We start from the raw sequence: 22,530 nt of genomic DNA on the forward strand, positions 1-22,530 counted from the left end.
TCAGGCCGCGCGAGTGGCGACCGGATCGGCCACGGAGATCCGGTCCCGTCCGCCATTCTTGGCGGCGTAGAGCGCGGCGTCGGCCCGCTGCATCAGCAGGTCGAACGCGATGCCGGGGCGCGCCTGCGCGATCCCGATACTGACGCTGACGCGCAGGGCCGGAAGCTCGGGAACCGCGAGTTGCGCGAAGGTCTGGCGGAGCTCCTCGGCTCGGGCCAGAGCCTCGGCGGGCGAGACGTCCGGCAGGAGGCACGCGAACTCCTCACCGCCGAGGCGGCCCAGCAGGGCCTCCCGCGGCAGCAGGGTCGACGCCATGGTGCAGAAGCCGATGAGCACCGCGTCGCCGACCCCGTGGCCGAAGCGGTCGTTGACGGCCTTGAACCGGTCGAGGTCGAACAGCAGCAGGGCGGCGTCGCCGTGCCGCGCCATCGCGTCCGCGGCGGCCCTGGCGAAGGCCCGGCGGTTACGCACGCCCGTCAGCGCGTCGGTGGAGGCGGCGATGCGCTGCTCCCGCTCCGCCCGCTCCTTGACCAGCGCCATGAAGGTGAAGGCCGAGGCGATCGAGAACATCAGGGTGACGAAGCACAGGATCGCCACCCAGTGCGACGCGAGCGGGCTGAGACCCGGCTGTGGGGGCGCCACCAGCGTCGCGGGGATCCGCACGATGTAGAAGCTGCCGTGCAGTCCCAGGATGGTGGCGGCGGCGATCCGGGAGGCGAGCCGCTCGGCGCGACCGCGCCAGATCTCCGCGGCCGCGGCGCAGCAATAGAGCGCCGCGGTCCCCGAGGCGTAGATGATGCGGGCCTCGATCGACGCGTAGAAGGTCGGGATCAGGCACAGGACGCACCAGCCGAGGGCGCCGGCCATGGCGATGCCCACCCGCGGCTCCCGATGCTCGAAGGAGCGGACGCCGCTCCAGATGAGGCCGTAGGCGGCGAGCACCACGGCATTGGCCAAGCCCACCGAGATCAGGTCGGGGATCTGGTTGCGCAGCGCGAGGCCGGCCGATCCGGCCGCGCCCACGAGATGCGCCGCGCCCCAGTAGGCGAGCACCCGGGATTCGGGCGCCTGCCGCCACGAGGCCATGAAGAGCGTGCCGACCAGGAAGGTCGTCGCCGCGCTGACGACCAGCAGGGTGGCGGGATCGAGTTGCACGGACGCCTGTCTATCCTCGACCCGGACGTTAGCCGCCCCCGCCCCCGTGTCGCACTATGGCCGAGCAACGATACGCGCCGGCAGAGTATATCGCTCTATCTTGCCGGAAGCCACTGTAAGCTAGATTAGAACGGCCAACCGGGACGAGGGTGCTAGTACACCGGCATATTCGTCCCGGAGCTTGCCGGGTCTCCCGTGCTGAGTGCCGCAGGGTCGCCGACTCTGACCTCGGCGCGGGCCCGCCCCCGCACGGCCCCGGAACGCCGGGGCCGGAACGCGCGGTGCGGCCCGCCCGTCAGGCGCGGTGGATCACCGGGACCGCGGGCGCGCCCTCCCACTCGGTGTTGGCGGGGATCGACTCGCCCTTCATGACGATGGTGAGCGGGCGCAGCCGGGCGAAATCGCCCACCTTGGTGTCGTAGAGCACGGTCGAGAACGCACCCACCGAGACGCCGCGCCCGACGACGACGCGGCCGATCTTCATGATCCGGTCCTCGTAGAGGTGCGTCTGCAGTGCCGAGACGCGGTTGATCGTGGCGTAGTCGCCGATGGTGACGCAGTCGAACTCGGTGATGTCGGTGGTGAGCATGCAGACGCCCTTGCCGACCTTCACGCCGAACAGCCGGAGCACCCAGGGCAGGAAGGGCGTGCCCTGGAGGTGCTCGAGCAGCACCTTGCCGGCGAGCCCCCAGTAGGCCACCGCGATCGCCTCGGTGCGCATCGCCCACCACGACCACATCGGCTGCATGCCGGGCTTGTAGACGCCCATCAGCAGCCACTTCATCGCGATGACCGCCGAGGACTGGATCAGCGCGATGGCGACGCTCGCACCGACGAAGCTGTAAGCCAGACCCCACCAGTCCTGCTCCAGGATGGCCGGGTAGAAGTACCAGTCGATCGCCGTGATCGCGAGGGTAATGTAGAGCATCGGCGAGAACGAGGTCGCGAAGGCCTCGAAGACGCCGCGCCGGATCTTCGGCCACGCGCCGGGCTCGTAGGTCTGGGCGGTCGAGCCGAGATCGACCTTCTGGCGGGCCGGCAGCCGGATCGGCGGCGAGCCGAACCACGTCTCGCCGGGGCTCATCGCGGCGTTCTCGGGCGGCTTCGACTTGATGCCGATGAGAACGTCGTCGGGGATGACGGCGCCGGGCGGCACAACGGCGTCGTTGCCGACGAAGACCCGGGCGCCGGTGCGCACCGGCTCCAGGTGCATCCAGCCGCGCCGGATCTCCTCCTCGCCGTACACCACCTCGTCGGCGATGAAGTTCTTCGCGCCGACCTCGGCGAGGTCGTAGCGGCCCGCGAGGTTGGTCGAGATCTCGGCGCCGTGGCCCATATTGGCGCCCATCAGCCGGTACCAGGCCCGCATGTAGACGGTCGCGAACAGCGACGAGAGCGTCTCCAGGGTGACCTCGACGGCGAGCGCCAGCGACCATTTCCGCAGGTAGAACAGCGAGTGGACCGAGTAGGTGCCGGAGCGGGTCCGCGGCAGCACCACCCAGCGGATGCCGGCGATCAGCAGCACCGTGCCGGCGGTCATCAGCATGGCGGTCGGCCAGGTGAGGATCGGCAGGTACCAGTGGTAGTCGATGTCGGTGATGTCGGAGAGCGAGTCCGAGATCTGGTCGAAGATGAAGAAGGCCGGGAAGATCGGCAGCAGACCCACCGCGGGGATCGCGCCGAGCAGCACCACGTAGGCCGCCATGAACGCCGCGCGGCGCGCGAAGGAGGCCTCGGCGGGGGCGGGCAGCTCCGTGGGGTCGGCCATCCCGACCTTGCGGCCGGGCGAGCCGTCCCACCGCTCGGCCGCGCCCACCCGCGAGCCCGTGGGGATCGTGGTGAGGTCGGCGATCTCCGCCTGCGGCCCGATCACCGCGTCGTGGCTGATCACGCAGGAGGTGCCCACCGCCGCGTCCGCGCCGATCTCGACCCTGCCGATGACCAGCTCGTTGCCGACGATCTCCGCGTTGGCGATGACGAGGCGGCCGCCCAGGGACGCGCCGTCCCCGATGGTCAGGAGGTCGGCCGCGCCGATCTCGATGTCGGAGATGAGCGTGTCGCGTCCGACCTTCGCACCCATCAGCCGGAGGTAGACGGCGATCGCGGGCGAGCCCTGGAGCCACTTCACGTGGACGAGGGGCGCCAGCCGCTGCGCGAGCCACCAGCGATAATAGTAGGTGCCCCAGAGCGGGTACCGGCCCGGCTTGGTCCGGCCGAGGATCAGCCACTTGCCGGCGACCGCCGCGACCGCGGTCACGCCGTTGATCGCCACGTAGACGAGGAGCAGTACGCCGAGTTCGGCGAAGAAGCTCAGGCCTCCGCCGGTGAGCAGCAGGTAGGTCACGAACATGCCGAGCCACTGCGCGGTGGCCAGCGCGATCACGAAGGGCAGCGCGACCAGCTGCCCGAGGCCGCACAGCGCCCGGCGCAGCAGCGGCGGCGGCGCGAAGCTCAGGTCGCGGGTCGCGGCCCCGGCGCCCATGCCGCCCGTCCGGGCGATGAGCGCGTCGGCCATCGCCCGCACGGTGCGCAGGGCGTAGACGTCCGGCAGCGTGATCCCGGCCAGCGGCGGGTTCTCGCGCACCGCCGAGACGAAGCGCGCGGCGAGCAGCGAATGGCCGCCGAGATCGGCGAAGAAGTCGCCCTCGAGGGCGATCGGCTGGTTGCCGAAGATCTGCTTGGCGGCGGCGACCAGGGCCGCCTCGGTCTCGTTGGCGGGCGTCTCCTGCTCGCCGTCGGCGGCGACCACCGTGAGCGGGGCGACCTTGAGCGCCTTGCGGTCGACCTTGCCGGACGTGAGCCGAGGCAAAGTCTCGGCCACCTCGAAATGGCCGGGCACCATGTAGGGCGGCATCTGCCCGGCGAGGGTCCGGCGGAGGGCGGCGGCGTCGATGGACCGGCCGCGCTCCGGGATCAGGAAGGCGACGAGGCGGTCGACGCCGTCGTCGTTCCGCAGCACGACGGCGGCCTGGTTGACGTCGGGCGCCGCCCGGATCCGGGACTCGATCTCGCCGAGTTCCACGCGGAAGCCGCGGATCTTCACCTGGTCGTCGATCCGGCCGTGGAACACGATCCGGCCGGCGGCGTCGAGGGAGACCGCGTCGCCCGAGCGGTAGAGCACCGGGTCGGTCCCGTCCGACGCGAACGGGTTGGCGATGAACTTCTCCGCCGTCAGCTCGGGACGGGCGAGGTAGCCGCGCGCCACGCCGGGACCGCCGATCAGCAGCTCGCCCTGCTGGTCTCGGCCGAGCAGGGTCAGATCCTCGCCGGCGACGTAGACGGAGTAGTTCGGGATCGGGCCGCCGATGGTCACCGGCTCGCCGGGCCGCATCTCGGCCGCGGTGGCCACCACGGTGGCCTCCGTCGGGCCGTAGGTGTTGAACAGCTGGCGGCCGCCGGTCGCCCAGCGGGCGATCAGCGGCTCGGGCAGCGCCTCGCCGCCGAGCAGGACGAGGCGCACTCGCGGCAGGTCGCCGGAGATCATCGCCAGGAGCGTCGGGACGGTGTCGAGCACCGTGATCCCCTCGGCCTCCAGGATGCCGGGGAGCGATTCCAGGTCGCCCATCATGGCGGGGCTCGCCACGAACAGGGTCGCGCCCACGAGATACGGCACCCAGATCTCCTCCATCGAGAGATCGAAGGCCACCGAGGCGCCCTGGAAGACCACGTCGTCGGCGCGCATCCCGTAGAGGGCGTTCCCGGACCGCAGGAAGTGGCAGATGTTGGCGTGGCTGATGACGATGCCCTTGGGCACGCCGGTCGAGCCCGAGGTGTAGATCAGGTAGGCGGGGTGCTCGGGCGTCAGCCCGGCCGCGCGCGGATCGGGCAGCGGCGCACCGGCGGGCGTCCCGGAGTCGAGATCGGCGGGCGTCAGGGCCGGGGCGACGTCGGGCGCCGCCGCGGCGAGCGCCGGGGAGACCAGCAGCGCCTTCGCGCCCGCGTCGGCGAGGCACACGCCCACCCGGTCCGCCGGCGCCTCGGCGTCGAAGGGCAGCCAGGCCGCGCCCGCCATCGTGATGCCGATCTGCGCCACGAGGAGGTCCGGGCCACGGGCCATCCAGAGGCCGACGATGTCACCCGGCCCGATGCCGCGATGGGCGAGGCCGGCGGCGATCCGGCCGGCCCGGGCGGCGACCTCCGCGTAGGTCAGGTGCGGGTGAACGCCCCCGGCGCCGACGCCGGCGCCGTCGACCAGGCAGGGATGATCGGGCCGGGTCTCGGCCGCGTGCAGGAAGATCTCGGCCAGGACCTCGTCGCGGATGAGGTCGGGCCGGTGGTCGCCGCGCAGGATCGCCGCCGCGGCTCCGAGAGGCGCGGGCTCCCCGGCCGTCGGTCCGGGCCGGGTCTTCTCGGCGACGTCGCTCATCCGCTGCTCCGCTGGCCGCCCGCTCGGGCCGGCGCCTGTCCTGGCCGCCGCCCTATAGCCTGCCGATCATGCCGTTATCGAGGCGGCTTTGCACTGCGCCGGCGCACGGGATCAAGCCCAGCGCCAGCCACCGGGCTCGAGGATCAGGACCTCGCCCTGGCGGATGCCCAGGCGGGGCGCCGCGTAGACGTCGAGGTGGCCGAGGGCGACCAGCGCGGCCCGCGCGACGCCGCCATGGGCGACGATGACCGTGTCCCGCTCCAGCCCCGCGATCATCGGCCCGACGCGCTCGACGAGGCCGGCATAGCTCTCCGCGCCGAGACCGGGCGGGCGGTAGTGCCAGCGGTCTCGGTCGCGGCCGGCGGCCCCGGCCGGGTCGCGGCGGCGGATCTCCGCCCAGGTGGAGCCTTCCCAGCTGCCGAAACCGATCTCCCGCAGGCGCGGGTCGACGCGGTACGCCTCGGGCGGCAGGCCGAGTGCGCCCCGCAGGATCTCCATGGTGCGCCGGGTGCGCTTGAGCGGGCTCGCGACGAAATCGGCCTCTGCCAGGGCCGGCCCCGCCGCGGCGGCGAGGCGCTCCGCCACGGCCGCGGCCTGTGCCTCCCCCTGGGCATTGAGGTCGGTGTCGCGCCCGCCCTGGAGGCGCCCCTCGGCGTTCCAGGCGGTCTGGCCGTGCCGGATGAAGTAGATCGTACCCAACCGTCTCAACCCCGTCCTGCACAGGCGTCCGGAACAGCCTGGACTACCGGCCGTTCTCGCCGGCGGTCGGCAATATCCGGAACTAGGTCCTGCCCCATGTCCAAGAAGCACGGCAAGCATCATCGCGGCCACAAACGCGGTGACGGCATGACAGGTGAGGCCGATCTGCATGGCGCCACCGTGGATCACCGCCCGTCGACGGCCCGCTGGGCCGGCAGCGTCGACAGCGTGGCCGAATCCGTCCCGGCGGCGCTCGGCCGGCACGGGCCGGTACCGATCCGCCCGGCGCCCGGCATCGTGGCGGTCGAACCGGGGGCGCCCTTCGATCTCGGCACGGTCGATCCCGACGACGTCGGCGGTCTCGACAAGGACTGGGCGAAGGACGCCCTCGCCCAGGAGCGGGCGCGCATCGTCGCCCTCCAGGAGCGCCTCTACGCGGAGCGCGCCAGGAGCCTCCTGCTGGTGTTCCAGGCGATCGACACGGGCGGCAAGGACGGCACGATCCGGTCGGTGCTCAAGGGGGTGAACCCCCAGGGCTGCGCGGTGGCCTCGTTCAAGGTGCCCTCGAGCGAGGAGCTCGATCACGACTTCCTGTGGCGCTACCACGCCCGGGTGCCGGGGCGCGGCATGATCGGTGTGTTCAACCGCAGCCACTACGAGGACGTGCTCGTCGTGCGGGTGAAAGGCCTCGTGCCGGATGCGGTCTGGCAGAGCCGCTACGGCCGGATCAACGATTTCGAGCGCCTGCTCACCGAGTCGGGCACGACGGTCGTGAAGTTCTTCCTGCACATCTCCAAGGCGGAGCAGAAGCGGCGCCTGGAGGCCCGGATCGCCGACCCCGAGAAGCACTGGAAGTTCGACCCGGCCGACCTGGTCGAGCGGAAATCCTGGGACGCCTACCAGCAGGCCTTCGCGGACGCCCTCGGCCGCTGCTCGACGCCCGAGGCGCCCTGGCTGGTAGTGCCGGCCAACCACAAGTGGTTCCGCAACTACGTGATTGCCCGGACCGTGGCGGATACGCTGGAGGCCATGGACCCGCGATTCCCCGAGGCCGCCAAAGGCATCGCGGATCTGACGGTCCCCGACTGACGCGGGAGAATCCGGGATGCTGGTGGTTCGAGAGGTCGCGATCTCGGGCTACCGCTCGCTGCGGCGGATCGGCTTCCCGGTCGACGCGCTGTCGGTCTTCGTCGGCGGCAACGGCACCGGCAAGACCAACCTCTACCGGTCTTTGGAGTTGCTGCAGGCCGCCGCCCGGGGCACCCTCACCCGCGACCTCGCCGCCGAGGGCGGCATGGACTCCGCCCTCTGGGCCGGCCGCCGGCGGCAGGGCGAGGCGGCGCGGATCCGCCTGTCGGCCACCCTGCGCCACGACACGATCGGGCAGGAATTCGTCTACGCCGTCGAGATCGGGCTGGTGCAGCAGGTCGGCGGGACGACCTTCGGCGCCGCCTTCCGGAAGGAGCCGCAGGTCAAGGCCGAGCGCCTGACGGTCCGCACCCGCGGCCGCGCGGCCGTGATCCTCGATCGCGACGGGCGGAGCGGCTTCGTCCGGGACGCGGAGGGCCGCAAGCGCACCCTCGGCGGTGACCTGCTGCCGACCGAGACCGCCCTCGGCAGCCTCCTCGACGCCACCGGCCATCCCGAGATCGCCGTGGTCCGCCTCGCCCTGGCGGGGTGGCGCTTCCACCACGATTTCCGGACGGATGCCGAGTCGCCCCTGCGCCGGCCCTGCCTCGCGGTGACGACGCCGACCCTCGCGTCCGACGGCGCGGACCTCGCCGCCGTCTTCGCCACCCTGGCGCATATCCGGGAGGACACGACCGAGATCGACGAGGCCGTCGACGGCGCCTTCCCGGGCGCGGCGCTCGTGCTGCCGGAGCCGGGCCGTCACGCGCGCTTCGGCCTGCGCTTCCCCGACTTCCCGGGCCGGACCTTCGATCCTCCGGAACTGTCGGACGGCACCCTGCGCTACCTCGCCCTGGCCGGCGCGCTGCTCGGCTACCGGCTGCCGCCGTTCATCGCGCTGAACGAGCCCGAAACCAGCCTGCATCCCGATCTCATGGATCCGCTGGCTCGGCTGATCGCGCGGGCCGCGGAGCGCACGCAGGTCTGGCTCGTCACGCACTCGGAGCGGCTGGCGGCCGGCATCGCGGAGCACGGGAAGGTCCGGCCGCGCACCGTCATCAAGCGCGACGGCGAGACCTGGATCGACGGGCTCACGCTCTCGGGGGAGTTCGACGAGGCGGAGGACGCGTGAGCCATGCCGGGCCGCTCACGCCTCAGGTCCGGGCGGCCGCGACGACCGACCCGCCTCAGTCCTTGTCGAGGGTGAGATCCGGCGCCTCGGGATTCTTCATGCCGACGACGTGGTAGCCGGCATCCACGTGGAGGATCTCACCGGTCATGCCGGCCGCCATGTCGGAGACGAGGTAGGACGCGGTCTCCCCCACCTCCCCGATCGTCACGGTCCGGCGCAGGGGCGCGTTGTACTCATTCCACTTCAGGATGTAGCGGAAATCGCCGATCCCGGAGGCCGCGAGGGTCTTGATCGGGCCGGCCGAGATGGCGTTGACCCGGATGTTCTTCGGGCCGAGATCGGCCGCGAGGTAGCGCACCGACGCCTCCAGGGCCGCCTTGGCGACGCCCATCACGTTGTAGTGGGGCATCCACTTCTCGGCGCCGTAATAGGTCAGCGTCACCAGCGAGCCGCCCGGGCGCATGATCTTCTCGGCGCGCTGGGCCACGGCGGTGAACGAGTAGCAGGAGACCAGGAGCGACTTGGTGAAATTGTCCTCGGAGGTCTCGATGTAGCGGCCGGTCAGCTCGTCCTTGTCGGAGAAGGCGACGCAGTGGACGACGAAGTCGATGCCGTCCGGGAAGACCCTGGCGGCCTCCGCGAAGACCGCGTCGATCGTGGCCGCCTCGGTGACGTCGCAGTGCCCGATCACGTGGGCGTCGAGTTCCTTGGCCAGGGGCTCGACACGCTTGCGCAGGGCGTCGCCCTGGTAGGTGAAGGCCAGTTCGGCCCCGTGGGCGCGGGCGCTGCGGGCGATGCCCCAGGCGATCGAGCGGTTGTTGGCGACCCCGAGGACGATGCCCCGCTTGCCCGCCAGAAGGCCCTGCCCGTGTTCCGCCATGATCGATCCCGAAGCCGCGCGACCCCTCTCGGGGCCGGGGGGCCTCCTTAGCGGAGGCGGCCCGGCGACGGAAGTCCGGGACGCCGCCGAGCGCCTTCATGCGCGCCCCGGTGGCTACGCCGGCGCGTCAGGCCGCGTTGGCCGCCCGGCGGCCGCGGGCGAATTCGGTCAGTGCCGCGTCCTCGCCCTCCGGCAGGACGATCGCCGTCGTGGCGAACAGGTCGCCGCGGGTGCCGTCCTTCTTCGGAAGCCCCTTGCCGCGCAGGCGGAATGTGCGGCCGGAACTCGTCATCGCCGGGATCTTCATCTCGACGGCGCCGGTGAGCGTCGGCACGCGGATCGTGCCGCCGAGCACGGCATCCTCCAGCGGGACGTCGACGCTGGTGCGCAGGTCGGCCCCCTCGACGGTGAAGCGCGGGTGCTGCCGGATCCGGATGGTGAGGAGGGCGTCGCCCGGCTCGGCCCGGAGGCCGCCGCTCTGGCCGAGGCCGCGCAGTCGGATGGTCTGGCCGTCGACCACGCCGCGGGGAATCACGACGTCGACCTCGCGGCCCGTGGGCAGGGCGAGGCGCAGCTTCTCCTCGCTGGCGACCTGCTCCAGCGTCACCAGCAGTTCCGCGGCGACGTCCTCGCCCCTGGCCGCCTGGCGCTGGCCGCCCGGACCGGCGCCGCCGGCGCGGAAAGCCTCCCCGAAGATGTGCGAGAAGATGTCCTCGCCCATCCCGCCGCCGCCGCGCTGCGCGCGCGCCATGTTCTCGAAATCGAAATTGCCCCCGCGCCCGCCGCCGAAGCCGCCGAACCCCTCGAAGCCGGTCGCGCGCGGCTTGCCCTCGGCGTCGATCTCGCCGCGGTCGAACTGCTTGCGCTTCTCGGAATCGCCCAGGATCTCGTAGGCCGAATTCGCCTCGGCGAACCGGTCCTTGGCCTTGGCGTCGTTCTTGTTGCGATCGGGGTGGAAGTCCTTGGCGAGCTTGCGATAGGCCTTCTTGATCTCGGCCTCGCTCGCCCCCTTGGCCACGCCCAGCACGTCGTAGGGATTGCGCATGGATCTCTTGGCTGTGCGGTTGGCTGTGCGATGTGGGTACGCAACCGGGATGTGGGATGGATGTTGCATCCCTGCAACGGTTCTGGCGGCGAAAGTCTGCGGGTTCGGGCCGAACGTCAAGCGGCCGATCTCGCCGCGGCTCCGCGCCGGCCCTATCGTCGGACACGGCGCGGAACGGCGCCTCCGGGCCGGGGGCCGCGCCCGTCTGGATCACCTGAAACCGGAGAGCCGATGCACTACGCCTGCGACCACCTCCACCTGCGCAGCCGCGACGCCGTCGCGGCCGCCTCCTTCTACGTCGAGACCTTCGGGGCCCGGGAGGTGAAGCGCGTCGGCGCGGACCCGGTGCAGCGCGTCGTGCTCGACCTCGGCGGCCTCGCCGTCTTCATCGAGCAGGCCCCGGACGAGATCGCGCCGGCGACCGCCACGCCCTGCCTCGGGATCGAGCATTTCGGGCTGCGCGTCGCCGACATCGAGGCCGCGATGGCCGATCTCACCGCCCGGGGCGTGCCCGTGCGGACCGGCATCACGGAGCGCGGCCCCGGCCTCCGGATCGCCTTCGTGGAGGGCCCCGACGGGGCGCTGATCGAGATCCTGGAGCGGAAATCCGCCTGATGGCGCCGCGACCCGCGCGCCGCCGCGCCCTCACCGCGGCGCTGATCCTGCTGCTGGCGGCGTCCGGCGGGGCGGCGGCACGCCCGTTCACGGACGCGGCCGGCCGCACGGTCGAACTCTCCGAACGGGTTGGGCGGGTGCTCGCCGCGGGACCGCCGGCCGCGGTGCTCCTCTACACGCTGGCGCCCGACCTCATGGCCGGCTGGGTGAGCGCCCCGCATCCCGAGGCGCTGCCCTTCCTCGCGCCCCGGACCCGGGCCCTCCCCGCCTACGGCCGCCTGACCGGGCGCGGCGGCACGGCGAACGTCGAGGCGGTGCTGACCGCCAAACCGGACCTGATCGTGGATTCGGGCAGCCTCGGGCCGACCTACGCGTCGCTCGCCGACCGGGTCCAGGCGCAGACCGGGATCCCCTACATCCTGCTCGACGGCAGCTTCGCGAAGACCCCGGAGGCGTATCGGCAGCTCGGCGCGGCCCTGGGCCGTCAGTCCGACGCGGACGCCCTGGCGGCGGAGGCCCAGAGCCTCGCCGACACGGTGGACCGCGCCGTCGCGACGGTCCCGGAGGACAAGCGGCCCCGGGTCTACTACGCGCGCGGGCCGCGCGGGCTGGAGACGGGGTTCGCCGGCTCGATCAACACCGAGCTGGTCGAGGCCGCCGGCGGCCGCAACGTCGCGCAGGACGGGGGCGGCCGCCTCGGCAACGTCTCGCCCGAGCAGGTGCTCGCCTGGAACCCCGACGTGATCGTCACCCTCGACCCGGCCTTCGCGGCCGGGCTGCGCGCCGACCCGCTGTGGCGGGACGTCCGGGCCGTGCGGACCGGGCGGGTCTACGTGGCGCCGCTCCAGCCCTTCCCGTGGTTCGACGCCCCGCCGGGGGTCAACCGGCTGATCGGCCTGCGCTGGCTGGCGGCCCGGCTTCATCCGGACCTGTTCCCGCAGCCGATGCCCGAGGTGGTGCGCGCCTTCTACGGCCGCTTCTACCATGTCGACCTCGATTTCGGTCAGGCCGACGCCCTCGTCGGCCCGACGCCGCCTGGCGGCCCCCCGGGCCCGGCGCGGTGAGTCGCGTCCCGGCCGCCGCCGAGACGATCCGGGCGCGCAGCCGCCTCCGCCTACCCGCGGCGCTGCTGACCGGTCTCGCCCTGCTGGCGCTGACCGCCGTGGCGCTGGCGGTCGGCAAGTACCCGGTCGCGCCCGCCGACCTCGCCGCGATCCTCGGCCACCGCCTGCTCGGGCTGCCCCTCCGGGTTCCGGCGACGGCGGAGACGGTCGTGATGCAGGTGCGCCTGCCCCGGGTGATCGCCGCGCTGGTCGTCGGCGCGGCCCTGTCGGCCGCGGGGGCGACCTACCAGGGCCTGTTCCGCAACCCGCTGGTCTCGCCCGACATCCTCGGCGTCTCGGCCGGCGCCGGGCTCGGCGCCGTCCTGGGGATCTATCTCGGCCTGCCGGTGGCGCCGATCCAGGCCCTGGCCTTCCTGGGCGGGCTCGGCGCCGTCGCGGCGGTGTACGGCGTCGGCCTCGCCGTGCGGCGGCACGACCCGGTCCTGACGCTGGTCCTCGCCGGCGTCGCGGTGGGGGCGGTCCTCGGGGCGGGCATCTCGCTCCTCAAGGTGCTGGCCGATCCCTACAACCAGCTGCCGGCGATCACCTTCTGGCTCCTCGGGAGCCTGTCCTCGGTCACCCTCGGCGACGTCGCCGCCACCCTGCCGATGCTGCTGCTCGGCCTCGTGCCGCTGGTGCTGCTGCGCTGGCGCATGAACCTGATGAGCCTCGGCGACGCGGAGGCGCGGGCCCTCGGCGTGGAGACGCGGGTGCTGCGCCCCGTCCTGATCGCCGGCGCGACCCTGATCACGGCGGCGGCCGTGGCGATGACCGGGGTCATCGGCTGGATCGGGCTGATCGTGCCGCACGTCGCCCGGCTGCTGGTCGGGCCGGATTACCGCCGCCTGCTGCCCGCCTCGCTCGTCCTCGGGGCGGGCTACCTCGTGCTGGTCGACCTGATCGCCCGCAATCTCGGCACCGTCGAGGTGCCCCTCGGCATCCTGACGGCCCTGGTCGGGGCGCCGTTCTTCCTCTGGCTGCTGGCGTCCGGGCGCCGGGGCTTCAGCTGATGCTGCTCCGGGTCCGGGACCTCGCCTTCGGCTACAGCAGCCGGATCGTCGGCCACGACGTGTCGTTCGACCTCGCCGCCGGCGAGGTGCTGTGCCTCGTCGGGCCGAACGGCGGCGGCAAGACCACGCTGTTCCAGACGCTGCTCGGCCTGCTGTCCGCCCGCGCCGGGCGGGTGATCCTCGACGGCACCGACCTGTCGCGCCTGTCGCGGAAAGCCGTCGCCCGCACCATCGCCGCCGTGCCGCAGGCGCACGCGGCGTACTTCCCGTTCACGGTGCGCGAGGTCGTCGTGATGGGCCGGGCGAGCCGGCTCGGCCCGTTCGCCGCCCCCGGGCCGTCGGACGTCGCGGCCGCCGAGCGGGCGCTGGCGGCGCTCGGGATCGGCCATCTCGCCGATCAGGTCTACACCGAGATCAGCGGCGGCGAGCGCCAGCTCGCGCTGATCGCGCGGGCGCTCAGCGGCGAGCCGCGGCTCCTCGTCATGGACGAGCCGACCGCGAGCCTCGATTTCGGCAACCAGGCCCGCGTCCTCGGGCAGGTCCGCCGCCTCGCCGAGGCCGGCATCGCCGTGCTGTTCTCGACGCACGATCCCGGGCACGCCCTGCTCTGCGCCGACCGCCTCATCGCCCTGCACGCGGGCCGCCTCGTCGCCGACGGACCCGCCGCCGCGACGGTCACGCCGGAGCTGCTGCGCCTGATCTACGGGATCGACGTGGTGGTGGCGCCGGTGCCGGGCCTCGCGGCGCCGGTCTGCGTGCCGGTCGTTGCCTGACGTGGTCGACGGATCGCGGGCCGGTCCCTCACCCGGCGCGCGACAGCGTCTCGACCGGCTCGGTCCGGCGGGGCTCCTCGGCCCGGAAAACCGCGCCGAGCACCGCCTCGCACTGCATCCGCACGCGGGCGTGGCACTCGCAGGCGGCGTTCGAGACCGCCCGGCGGTCGAGGATCGTGATGCGCCCGCGGCCGACCCGGATGAGGCCCTGCTCCTGCAGCACCCGCAGGATCCGCGTGAGGTAGGTCCGCTGGACCCCCAGCATGGAGGCCAGGACCTCGTGCGTGATCGGGAGGGTGTCGCCGCCCGTCCGGTCCTGCAGCGACAGCAGCCAGCGCAGGCAGCGCTGCTCGATCGGGTGCAGGGCGTTGCAGGCCGCGATCTGGAACAGCTGAGCCAGGAAGCAGTCGGCGTAGCGCGCGAACAGGTCGCGGAGCGTCGATGACTCGAGCTCGGCCTGCCGGAGCCGCGCCGCGTCGAGGCGCAAAGCCGCGCCGCCGATCTGCGCCAGCCCGCTGACCGCGGGCGGCAGCCGCCCCTCGCCGATGATCCCGCCGATCGCGCCCTCGTGCCCGACGCTCGCGATCTCGGCCGTCCGGCCGTCCCGCGTGGCGACGATCAGCGCCACGACGGTCTGGTCGCGGGGGAAGATGACGTGGCTCGCCGCGGCGCCCGCCGCCAGCGCCGTATCCCCCTTGGCGAAGGTCACCGGCTCCAAGTGGGGGGCGATCAGGGCGCGATCCGAACCCGGCAGCGCGTCGAGGAGCAGGTTGCCGGTGGAGGCGGCAGAGTCGATCGGCATAGGGGACGGAGAGGTGCGGGAGGAGAGTCTCCCGTCAGGATCCTCTCGGGCTCGCCCGCCGGTGCGCGGGCCCGTCAGCCATACCCCGCGCTCTACGTCCTTGAACTAACCTAGGTTTCGCCGACGCCTTTCATCTACTTGTCCGTGCAGAGCCCCTGCTCGGAGAGCCGCTTGTGCTCGCGCGGGTCGCAGTCGGTCGTCAGGAACGAGGCCCATTCGGACGGGGTGCCGTAGAAGGCGTTGCGGTCGACGTCGCCGCGCACGCCCGGAACCCGGCCCGTGGACGTGAACTGCCACAGCATCCACTTGCGGTTGACGAAGCGCTGCTCCGGCTCGGCCGCGGTGGAGCGCAGCCAGTGCGGGTAATCGGGGAGCTCGCCCTCCAGGACGTCCTTGTGGAACGTGATGTCGGTGTAGATGATCGGGCGCTTGCCGGTGTAGCGCTCCATCTCCTCCAGCATCTCGGTGACCATCGCCAGGGCCTGGGCCTTGGGCAGCTTCTTCGGGCAGGTCTGCGAGTGGCCGTTCCACTCGACGTCGAGGACAGGCGGCAGGGCGGTGGGGTCGTTGGGGACGTTCTTCTTGAACCAGTCCATCTGCTCCCGGGCGGAGCGGCACCAGAACACGAAGTGGTAGGCCCCGCGCGGCACGCCGGCCCGGGCCGCGCCGTCCCAGTTGGTCCGGAAGCGCTCGTCGACGTGGTCGCCGCCCTCGGTGGCCTTGATGAAGGCGAACTGGGTGCCGGCGGCGCGGACCGAGGCCCAGTCGACGTTGCCCTGCCACTTCGAGATATCGATGCCCTGGATCGGGTGAAGCTTGGCCTTGGCCACGCCCGGATGGGGCTTGGCGTCGCCCTTCGTCGGATAGAAGTCGTTGTTCGACGCGCAGGCGGCGAGGCCGGCCAGGATCGCGGCGGCGGCGAAGCGCCCGGCGAGACGCCGGGCCGGCTTGAGGCGACTGATCAGGCCCCGAGCGAGATCTTCGATCGGTGACCGCGAAGGCGTGTAGATCCGCGACATCAGTGTTTAGCCCGCCACCGAAGATGCGCCACAGACAGGCGTATTCGATGGCCCTGGCGCGGTTAACGGAGCTTTGCGATCATTGCGGCGGAATTCCGGGACGCGTTGCATCCCCGCGACATACGGCGTCGATCCCCGGCTGGTTCACAGGGCCGCATACGGCTAAGTCGCGGTCCCGCAACGCGAGTCCGGACGGGGCACCGTGAGTAAGCAACTCTTTACCATAGGCTACGAAGGCCTCGACTCGGAGCGCCTCGTCGGCGTCCTGCGCTCGGCCGGGGTCGCGGTGCTGGCGGATGTCCGGGCGGTGGCGAACTCGCGCAAGCGCGGCTTCTCGAAGGGCGCGCTCGGCACCTCCCTGCGCGAAGCCGGGCTCGGCTACGCGCATCTGCGCAGCCTCGGCACCCCGAAATCCGGCCGGCAGGCGGCGCGGGCCGGGGACGCGGCGCTGATGCGCCGGATCTACTGCGAGGAAGTGCTGGACACCGCTGCCGGGATCGCGGCGCTCGACGAACTCGCCGCGCTCGCCGAGGCGTCGCCGATCTGCCTGCTCTGCTTCGAGCGCGATCCGGCCGGCTGCCACCGGCGCGTACTGGCCGAGCGCCTCGCGCCGCGGGGCTTCGTGGTCAGCGATCTCTACGGCTGAAGCGTCTCAGCGCCCGGGCAGCGGTCGCGGCTGCGGCTGCGCGCGCATGCCCAGCGCGCCGGCGAGGCGCCGGACCGGGCCGAGGGCGGCCGTCAGTCCCCGCGGCGCGGCCCCGCGGGGCGCGCGCGGCCGGCGCCGGTCGGCGTCGGGCACCGGCTCGACCGGCAGGTACAGCGTGTCGAAGAAGGACATCTCGAGCAGCACGGCGCCGTCGTCGCCGGTGATCACCATCGCGGCCTCGATGAGGCGTGGGTCGCCGCCGTGCTGACGCATCAGCCCCTGCACGATCGTGCGCGCGGTCGACCGGGCGGCCTCGACATCCTCGACCCACTGGGCCGCCGAGGCCGGGAGCGAGGCGTTGCCGAGGCGGATGGTGAAGTGCGCGCGGACCATGGAGCGCTCCTGGGAGGGGACCGGCGGGACGCCGCCGGCAACGGGTGTCAGGCGGCCTGGGCGTCGTCGACCGCTTCGGCGACGCTCGCACCGTCGGCCTCGGATCTCTCGGCCGCGGATTTCGGATCGAAGGCGTCCGCGAGCAGGCCGAGGCGCCGCGCCATGTCCCGCACCTCATTGAGGGCGATCGACTTCTGGCCTTCCTTCACTGCCCGCGTGATGTCGCTGACCTGGGTGGTGGCGATCCGCTTCAGTTCGTCGGCGAGCTGCTGGCTGGTCATCATCGCATCCGGACTCGGCTTGTCGGGCTGAGCCGGGACCGTGGGGCGGCGGGGCTTACCAAGGCGTTTCGCCGGGGATCGACGCCTGTGGACAAGCTTGGGGATCCGCGGCCGGCGCAACCCTGCCGACCGGCTTCCGCGCGGGCTCAATCCTGCAGGTGCCGCGCCGCGATGATCGAGGCGGCCGTGCGGTTCTCCACGCCGAGCTTCGCGTAGATGCTCTCGAGGTGCTTCGTCACGGTCCGGTGGCTCAGCCCGAGGATCTCGCCGATGTCGCGGCTCGACTTGCCCCGGGACAGCCAGAGGAGGACCTCCGCCTCGCGCCCGGTGACCGGCAGGCGCACCCGCAGCCGCTCGACCCCCGCCGACAGCGCGTCGCGCGACAGGCGGAGCAGGATCTCGTCTGGGGTGCGGCCGATGAAGGTCAGGGCGTAGGCGACGCCGTCGCGATCGGTCAGCGCGAGGGGCTGGGCGGCGCCGGCGAGGCAACCGCGCAGCCACTCGCGGGCGCCGGCGGGCAGCGCGGGGGTGCCGGAGGGTACCGCGCCGAGCCCGGCGAGCAGGCGTCCGGCCTGCGGGGTCGACCACAGGATCGTGCCATCCTCGGCGACCGCGAACAGGGTCCGCCCGGCCGTGTCGAGGGCGGTCCGGGCGCTCTGCGCGGCGCGGGCGCTCGCGAGATGCACGCGGATCCGGGCCAGGATCTCGTCGGGGGCGATGGGCTTCGTGACGTAGTCGATCCCGCCGGCGGAGAGCCCCTTCACGATGTGCTCGGTCTCGCTCAGCCCGGTCATGAAGATCACCGGCACGCCGGCGAGCTGCGGCTTGGCCTTGAGCCGCCGGCAGGTCTCGAACCCGTCGAGGCCCGGCATCACCGCGTCGAGGAGGATCACGTCGGGGGTGATCTCGTCCACCAGGGTCAGGGCGAGGTCGCCGCCGACGGCGACCAGCACGGTGGCGCCGGACCGCTCGATCGCCTCGGTGAGGAAGCTCAGCGTGTCGGGCGAATCGTCGATCACCAGGACGATGTCCCGGTGCGGCTGGACCTTCGGCGCCTCAGTCATGGCGGGCGAGTTCCTGCAGGACCGCGAGGTAGCGGCGAAGGTCGTATCCCTCGACGAGCCCGCGCATCCGGGTGACGAAAGCGGGCGGCACGGTCGGGTCCTGCTCCATCTGGGTCAGCTTGGCCTCGATGGCGCGGATATGCCCGATCCGGCCGAGGCGCAGGAGCTCGCCGACATGCTCGGGCCCCGGCCCCGGGACGTCCGCCGCGGCCGCGGCCGCGGCCGCCCCGGACCGCCCCGGCGCGGCGCCCTCGGTCCATTCGAGGTGCAGGAGCTTGCCGATCCGCTCCATCACGTCGCGCAGGTCGAAGGGCTTGGCGAAGATCGCGTCGTGCGGGGCGTCGTCGCCCCGGGTCGGGCTGATCTCGTGGACGTTGGCGGACATCATGGCGATCGGGCCGGTATGCCCGGCCTGCCGCAGGGCCGCCGCCGCCGCCCAGCCGCTCATCCCGGGCATCGCGATGTCGAGGAGGACGAGGTCGACGCCGCCTTGTGCGACCGTCGCGAGGCACTCGGATCCGGAGCCGGCCTCCCGCACGGAGATGCCCTGCGGCTCCAGGATCGCCCGCATCAGCGCGCGGTGAGCGCTGTCGTCGTCGGCGACCAGGACGGTGCGGCGCGCGCCCGCGTAGGCCCGCTCCGGGGGTGCGGCCGGCGCGGGCGCGACGATCGGCGCGGGCTGGGCCACGGAGGCCAGCATCAGGCGCAGCCGCGCCTGCGTGCCGCCGCCGGGGGCGGCGGTCACGGTGATCTCGCCGCCCAGGAGCTGCGCCAGCAGGTTGGCGATGGTGAGCCCGAGCCCGGTCCCCGGCGTGCTGCGGGCGGCCGGGGTCGAGCCGCGCTCGAACGGCTCGAAGATCCGCGCGAGGTCCGCCTCCGGGATGCCCGGCCCGGTATCGCGGATAGTGAACACCGCGATCTGGCTCCGGTAGCTGAGGTCCAGCGAGACGGTGCCGGCTTCCGTGAACTTGATGGCGTTCGACAGGAGATTGAGCAGCACCTGCCGCAGGCGCTTCTCGTCGGTGGCGACCACCGCGGGCAGGATCTCGGGCCGCGCGAAGCGGAACTCGAGCCCGGCCTCCCGCGCCTGGAGGCGGACCATGTCGACCAGCTGGTCGAGGAAGTCGGTCAGCCGGACCTCGTCGCGGTGGATCTGGAGGCGCCCGGCCTCCATGCGCGAGATGTCGAGGAGGCCGTCGATCAGGCCCGACAGGTGCTGGGCGCTGCGCCGGATCACCCGCAGGCCGTTGACCCGGTGGGCCGGGATCGCGGGGTCGGATTCGAGGAGCTGGGCGTAGCCGAGCACCGTGGAGAGCGGCGTTCGCAGCTCGTGGCTGATCCCGACCACGTAGCGGCTCTTGGCCTGATTGGCGGCCTCGGCCCGCTCCTTGGCCTCCTGCAGCTTGGCGTCGGTGATCTTATGGGCGGCGATCTCGGCCTGGTAGAGCGCGGTCTGGCGCATCGTCTCGGCCTGGGCGACGCGCCGGCTCTCCTGGGCGAGCACGAACAGCCACGCCACGACGCCGAGGATCACCACCAGGGTGAAGAACACGCTGGTCAGCGCCGTGCGCAGGAACTCGCGATTCTCCGGGTGGGCGATCGTCGCGCCCGCGTGCACGATGCCGAGGATCAGGCCGATCACCGCGCAGAGCGTCAGCATCACCGCGAGGTAGCGGCCCAGTGGCGCGCCGATCCAGGCAGCGGTGCGGCCCGGCAGGATCCGCGCGACGGCGGCCTGCGCCTGCACCTCCAGGCGCCCGTGGGGCTTGCACAGGTCGCCGCAGCGGGCGTCGAGCGAGCAGCAGAGGGAGCAGATCGGGGCGTCGTAGGCCGGGCAATGGGCCATGTCCTCGCCCTCGAAGGGCAATTCGCAGACCCGGCAGACCACCTCGGCCGCGCCCCAATCCCGCTTCGGGACCCGCGCCAGGTACCAGCGCCCCGCCGTCGCCCAGGCGATCGCCGGCGCGGCGCAGAACGCGATCGCCAGGGTCAGCAATGGCGCGAAGGGCTGCAGGGTCGCGCCGAGCCAGCCGACATAGGCCGCGCCCCCGGCCGCGAGGGATAGCGCCATGGCGCCGGTCCCCACGGGATTCACCGCGTAAAGGTGGGCGCGCTTGAACTCGATGCCCGGGGGCGAGAGGCCGAGCGGCTTGTTGACCGCGAGGTCGGCGGCGAGCGCGCCGACCCAGGCCGAGACCACGGAGGCGTAGAGTGGCAGGGTGCTCTCGATGGTCTTGTCGATGCCGAGCTCCATCAGGAGCACCGCGATGGCGACGTTGAACACGAGCCAGACCACCCGTCCCGGATGGCTGTGGGTCAGGCGCGAGAAGAAGTTCGACCACGCGATCGAGCCGGCATAGGCGTTGGTCAGGTTGATCTTGAGCTGCGACACGAGGACGAACAGCCCGGTGAGCAGCAGCGCCGCCCGGCTCCCCTCCCCCGTCAGGTAGCCGAAGGCCACCGCGTACATGCGGGTCGGCTCGGCGGCGTGCTCGGCCGGGACGCCGTGCCCCAGCGCAAGGACCGCCAGCGCGGCGCCGAGCAGGATCTTCAGCATCCCGGGCAGGATCCAGCCAGCGCCGCCCGAGAGGACGGCGAGCCACCAGCGGCGGTCGCGCGGGCCCCGCGGCTCCGGCACGAAGCGCAGGAAGTCGACCTGCTCGCCGACCTGGGCGAGCAGCGCCAGCAGGACGCCGGTGGCGAGACCGAAGCGCGCGAGGTCGAAGCCGCCCCCGCCGCCGTCGAGGCCCGGGTAGCCGGCGAGCGCCCGCAGCGGCCCCGTGCCCTGCGCCGCCACGAAGATCAGCGGCAGCAGGCTCAAGGCGATCCAGATCGGCTGCGTCCAGATCTGGAACCGGCTGATCAGCCGGATCCCGTAGACGACCAGGGGAATCACCGCTCCGGCGCAGAGCAGGTAGCCGACGCCGAGCGGCAGCCCGAAGCAGAGCTGCAGAGCCAGAGCCATGATCGCCGCCTCGATGGCGAAGAACAGGAAGGTGAAGCTCGCGTAGATCAGCGAGGTGACGGTCGAGCCGAGATAGCCGAAGCCGGCGCCCCGGGTGAGCAGGTCCATGTCGACGCCGTAGCGGGCGGCGTAGACCGTGATCGGCGCCGCCGTGGCGAAGATGATCAGGCCGACGACCAGCACGGCCGCCACCGTGTTGGGAAATCCCGCTGTGAGCGCCAGCGTCCCGCCGATCGCCTCCAGCGCGAGGAACGAGATCGAGCCGAGGGCCGTCTGCGCCACCTCGAGGCTCGACCAGCGCCGCGCCTTCTTGGCGGTGAAGCGGAGGGCGTAATCCTCCAGCGTCTCGTCGGCGACGAAGCGGTTGTAGTCCCGGCGGATGGGGATGATGCGCTGCGGACCGCTCATCGGGCCCCGGCCGGGACGATCAGCCCGTCGTGCCCGGGCAGCGTCGCGCACGGGCGGCCGCGCGACGCGCGCGCGCGCGAAAGACCGGGCACCGGAGCGGTGCTCCCACTATTCGCGCTCTCAGCCACCCCGACCTCAAAGTATTCCGCCGCGATGGTGCGGCGCATGCAAGACCACGGCCATACGCAAAATCGCGTATAGGCCGCACTGCAACCCAGGACCTAGCCTGCGCTCGTCGATCCGGGCCGCCTCTCAAGGCCCGGACGCGAACAGGGTCAGGCACATGGCAGACGACACCGAGACCGGCGCCGATCACGGCTTGCGCTCCCCGCTGCGGCGCAGGCTGCTCATGGGATTGGCCGGCGCCCCGGCGCTGGCGCTGTTGCCGCGCACCGCCTGGGCGGCGCCGCCGACCGCGGCGGTCAACACCACGGGCCTCGCGGTGACCGACAGCGAGGTGACGGTCGGCATTCTGCACTCGGTCACCGGCACGATGGCGATCTCGGAGACGGGCGCGCAGGAAGCGGAGAAGCTCGCGATCCAGCAGATCAACGACGCCGGCGGCGTGCTCGGCCGCAAGATCAAGATCATCCAGGAGGACGGCGCCTCCGACTGGCCGACCTTCGCCGAGAAGGCCAAGAAGCTCCTCGTCAACGACCACTGCGCCGCCGTGATGGGCTGCTGGACCTCGGCCTCGCGCAAGGCGGTGCTGCCGGTCTTCGAGCAGTACAACGGCCTGCTGTACTACCCGACCTTCTACGAGGGCCTGGAGCAGTCGAAGAACGTCTTCTACACCGGCCAGGAGGCCACGCAGCAGATCCTCGCCGGCCTGGACTGGGTCCACAAGGAGAAGGGCGGCGACAGCTTCTACTTCATCGGCTCCGACTACATCTGGCCGCGCACCTCCAACAAGATCGCCCGCAAGCACGTGGAGAACGTGCTCAAGGGCAAGGTCGTCGGCGAGGAGTACTTCCCCCTCGGCCACACGCAGTTCAACTCGGTCATCAACAAGATCAAGCTCACCAAGCCCAAGGTGATCTTCGCCG

Annotated in this window: 19 protein-coding genes; 8 read left to right on the plus strand and 11 right to left on the minus strand. The window is 72.3% G+C overall.

Annotation, left to right across the window (positions count from 1 at the left end; genetic code table 11):
- The 3 genes from H288_RS0112655 to H288_RS0112665 all read right to left on the minus strand — a co-directional run bounded on the left by H288_RS0112655 (position 1) and on the right by H288_RS0112665 (position 6,220).
- Positions 1-1,155, minus strand: coding sequence for a GGDEF domain-containing protein (locus H288_RS0112655; protein ID WP_020092946.1), 1,155 nt, complete (start codon positions 1,153-1,155; stop codon positions 1-3).
- Between the two features lie 295 nt (positions 1,156-1,450).
- Positions 1,451-5,521 carry a Pls/PosA family non-ribosomal peptide synthetase gene (locus H288_RS0112660; RefSeq protein WP_020092947.1) on the minus strand — a complete coding sequence of 1,357 codons (4,071 nt, stop codon included), beginning with the start codon at positions 5,519-5,521 and terminating at the stop codon, positions 1,451-1,453.
- 111 nt (positions 5,522-5,632) lie between these two features.
- Positions 5,633-6,220 (minus strand): histidine phosphatase family protein, encoded by a 588-nt coding sequence (locus tag H288_RS0112665; RefSeq protein WP_020092948.1) that lies wholly within the window; start codon positions 6,218-6,220, stop codon positions 5,633-5,635.
- A gap of 96 nt (positions 6,221-6,316) precedes the next feature.
- Here H288_RS0112665 and H288_RS0112670 point away from each other — a divergent pair, with 96 nt between their 5' ends.
- Positions 6,317-7,309 carry a polyphosphate kinase 2 family protein gene (locus H288_RS0112670; RefSeq protein WP_020092949.1) on the plus strand — a complete coding sequence of 331 codons (993 nt, stop codon included), beginning with the start codon at positions 6,317-6,319 and terminating at the stop codon, positions 7,307-7,309.
- A gap of 16 nt (positions 7,310-7,325) precedes the next feature.
- A complete protein-coding gene (locus tag H288_RS0112675) occupies positions 7,326-8,480 on the plus strand; it encodes an AAA family ATPase (RefSeq protein ID WP_020092950.1) in 1,155 nt (384 codons plus the stop codon).
- A gap of 55 nt (positions 8,481-8,535) precedes the next feature.
- Here the strand turns inward: H288_RS0112675 and fabI are convergent, their stop codons facing one another.
- Both fabI and H288_RS0112685 read right to left on the minus strand, forming a co-directional pair.
- A complete protein-coding gene (gene fabI, locus H288_RS0112680; protein ID WP_020092951.1) occupies positions 8,536-9,360 on the minus strand; it encodes an enoyl-ACP reductase FabI in 825 nt (274 codons plus the stop codon).
- A gap of 127 nt (positions 9,361-9,487) precedes the next feature.
- Positions 9,488-10,405 (minus strand): J domain-containing protein, encoded by a 918-nt coding sequence (locus H288_RS0112685; protein WP_020092952.1) that lies wholly within the window; start codon positions 10,403-10,405, stop codon positions 9,488-9,490.
- A gap of 231 nt (positions 10,406-10,636) precedes the next feature.
- Between H288_RS0112685 and H288_RS0112690 the strand changes: the two genes are divergently transcribed.
- The 4 genes from H288_RS0112690 to H288_RS0112705 are packed head-to-tail and all read left to right on the plus strand — an operon-like array spanning position 10,637 to position 13,906.
- Positions 10,637-11,020: a VOC family protein gene (locus H288_RS0112690; RefSeq protein ID WP_020092953.1), complete on the plus strand. Its 384-nt coding sequence runs from the start codon at positions 10,637-10,639 to the stop codon at positions 11,018-11,020.
- Positions 11,020-12,084, plus strand: coding sequence for an iron ABC transporter substrate-binding protein (locus H288_RS32330; protein WP_020092954.1), 1,065 nt, complete (start codon positions 11,020-11,022; stop codon positions 12,082-12,084). The genes H288_RS0112690 and H288_RS32330 overlap by 1 nt, the downstream gene beginning before the upstream one ends.
- Positions 12,081-13,133, plus strand: coding sequence for an iron ABC transporter permease (locus H288_RS0112700; protein WP_020092955.1), 1,053 nt, complete (start codon positions 12,081-12,083; stop codon positions 13,131-13,133). The genes H288_RS32330 and H288_RS0112700 overlap by 4 nt, the downstream gene beginning before the upstream one ends.
- Positions 13,133-13,906 carry an ABC transporter ATP-binding protein gene (locus H288_RS0112705; protein WP_020092956.1) on the plus strand — a complete coding sequence of 258 codons (774 nt, stop codon included), beginning with the start codon at positions 13,133-13,135 and terminating at the stop codon, positions 13,904-13,906. The genes H288_RS0112700 and H288_RS0112705 overlap by 1 nt, the downstream gene beginning before the upstream one ends.
- Before the next feature lie 28 nt (positions 13,907-13,934).
- Here the strand turns inward: H288_RS0112705 and H288_RS0112710 are convergent, their stop codons facing one another.
- A complete protein-coding gene (locus H288_RS0112710) occupies positions 13,935-14,708 on the minus strand; it encodes a Crp/Fnr family transcriptional regulator (RefSeq protein ID WP_020092957.1) in 774 nt (257 codons plus the stop codon).
- A gap of 134 nt (positions 14,709-14,842) precedes the next feature.
- On the minus strand, positions 14,843-15,727 hold the full coding sequence (locus H288_RS0112715) for a GH25 family lysozyme (protein ID WP_020092958.1): 885 nt from the start codon (positions 15,725-15,727) through the stop codon (positions 14,843-14,845).
- Between the two features lie 202 nt (positions 15,728-15,929).
- Between H288_RS0112715 and H288_RS0112720 the strand changes: the two genes are divergently transcribed.
- The gene (locus tag H288_RS0112720; protein WP_020092959.1) at positions 15,930-16,373 is read left to right on the plus strand and encodes a DUF488 domain-containing protein; all 444 of its coding nucleotides are present in this window, start codon (positions 15,930-15,932) and stop codon (positions 16,371-16,373) included.
- 6 nt (positions 16,374-16,379) lie between these two features.
- Here the strand turns inward: H288_RS0112720 and H288_RS0112725 are convergent, their stop codons facing one another.
- The 4 genes from H288_RS0112725 to H288_RS0112740 all read right to left on the minus strand — a co-directional run bounded on the left by H288_RS0112725 (position 16,380) and on the right by H288_RS0112740 (position 21,484).
- A complete protein-coding gene (locus H288_RS0112725) occupies positions 16,380-16,766 on the minus strand; it encodes a hypothetical protein (protein WP_020092960.1) in 387 nt (128 codons plus the stop codon).
- Positions 16,767-16,813: 47 nt separating this feature from the next.
- A complete protein-coding gene (locus H288_RS0112730) occupies positions 16,814-17,050 on the minus strand; it encodes a hypothetical protein (RefSeq protein WP_020092961.1) in 237 nt (78 codons plus the stop codon).
- A 143-nt stretch (positions 17,051-17,193) separates the two neighbouring features.
- A complete protein-coding gene (locus H288_RS0112735) occupies positions 17,194-18,111 on the minus strand; it encodes a DNA-binding response regulator (protein WP_020092962.1) in 918 nt (305 codons plus the stop codon).
- Complete coding sequence (locus tag H288_RS0112740; protein ID WP_020092963.1) at positions 18,104-21,484, minus strand: ATP-binding protein; 3,381 nt, start codon at positions 21,482-21,484, stop codon at positions 18,104-18,106. The genes H288_RS0112735 and H288_RS0112740 overlap by 8 nt, the downstream gene beginning before the upstream one ends.
- A 283-nt stretch (positions 21,485-21,767) precedes the next feature.
- On the opposite strand from H288_RS0112740, the gene H288_RS0112745 reads away from it, so the two are divergent.
- Positions 21,768-22,530 (plus strand): transporter substrate-binding protein (locus tag H288_RS0112745; RefSeq protein WP_020092964.1); only part of this gene is annotated, 763 nt, incomplete at its 3' end.

This window comes from Methylobacterium sp. 285MFTsu5.1 (assembly GCF_000383455.1).
Lineage (GTDB): Bacteria > Pseudomonadota > Alphaproteobacteria > Rhizobiales > Beijerinckiaceae > Methylobacterium.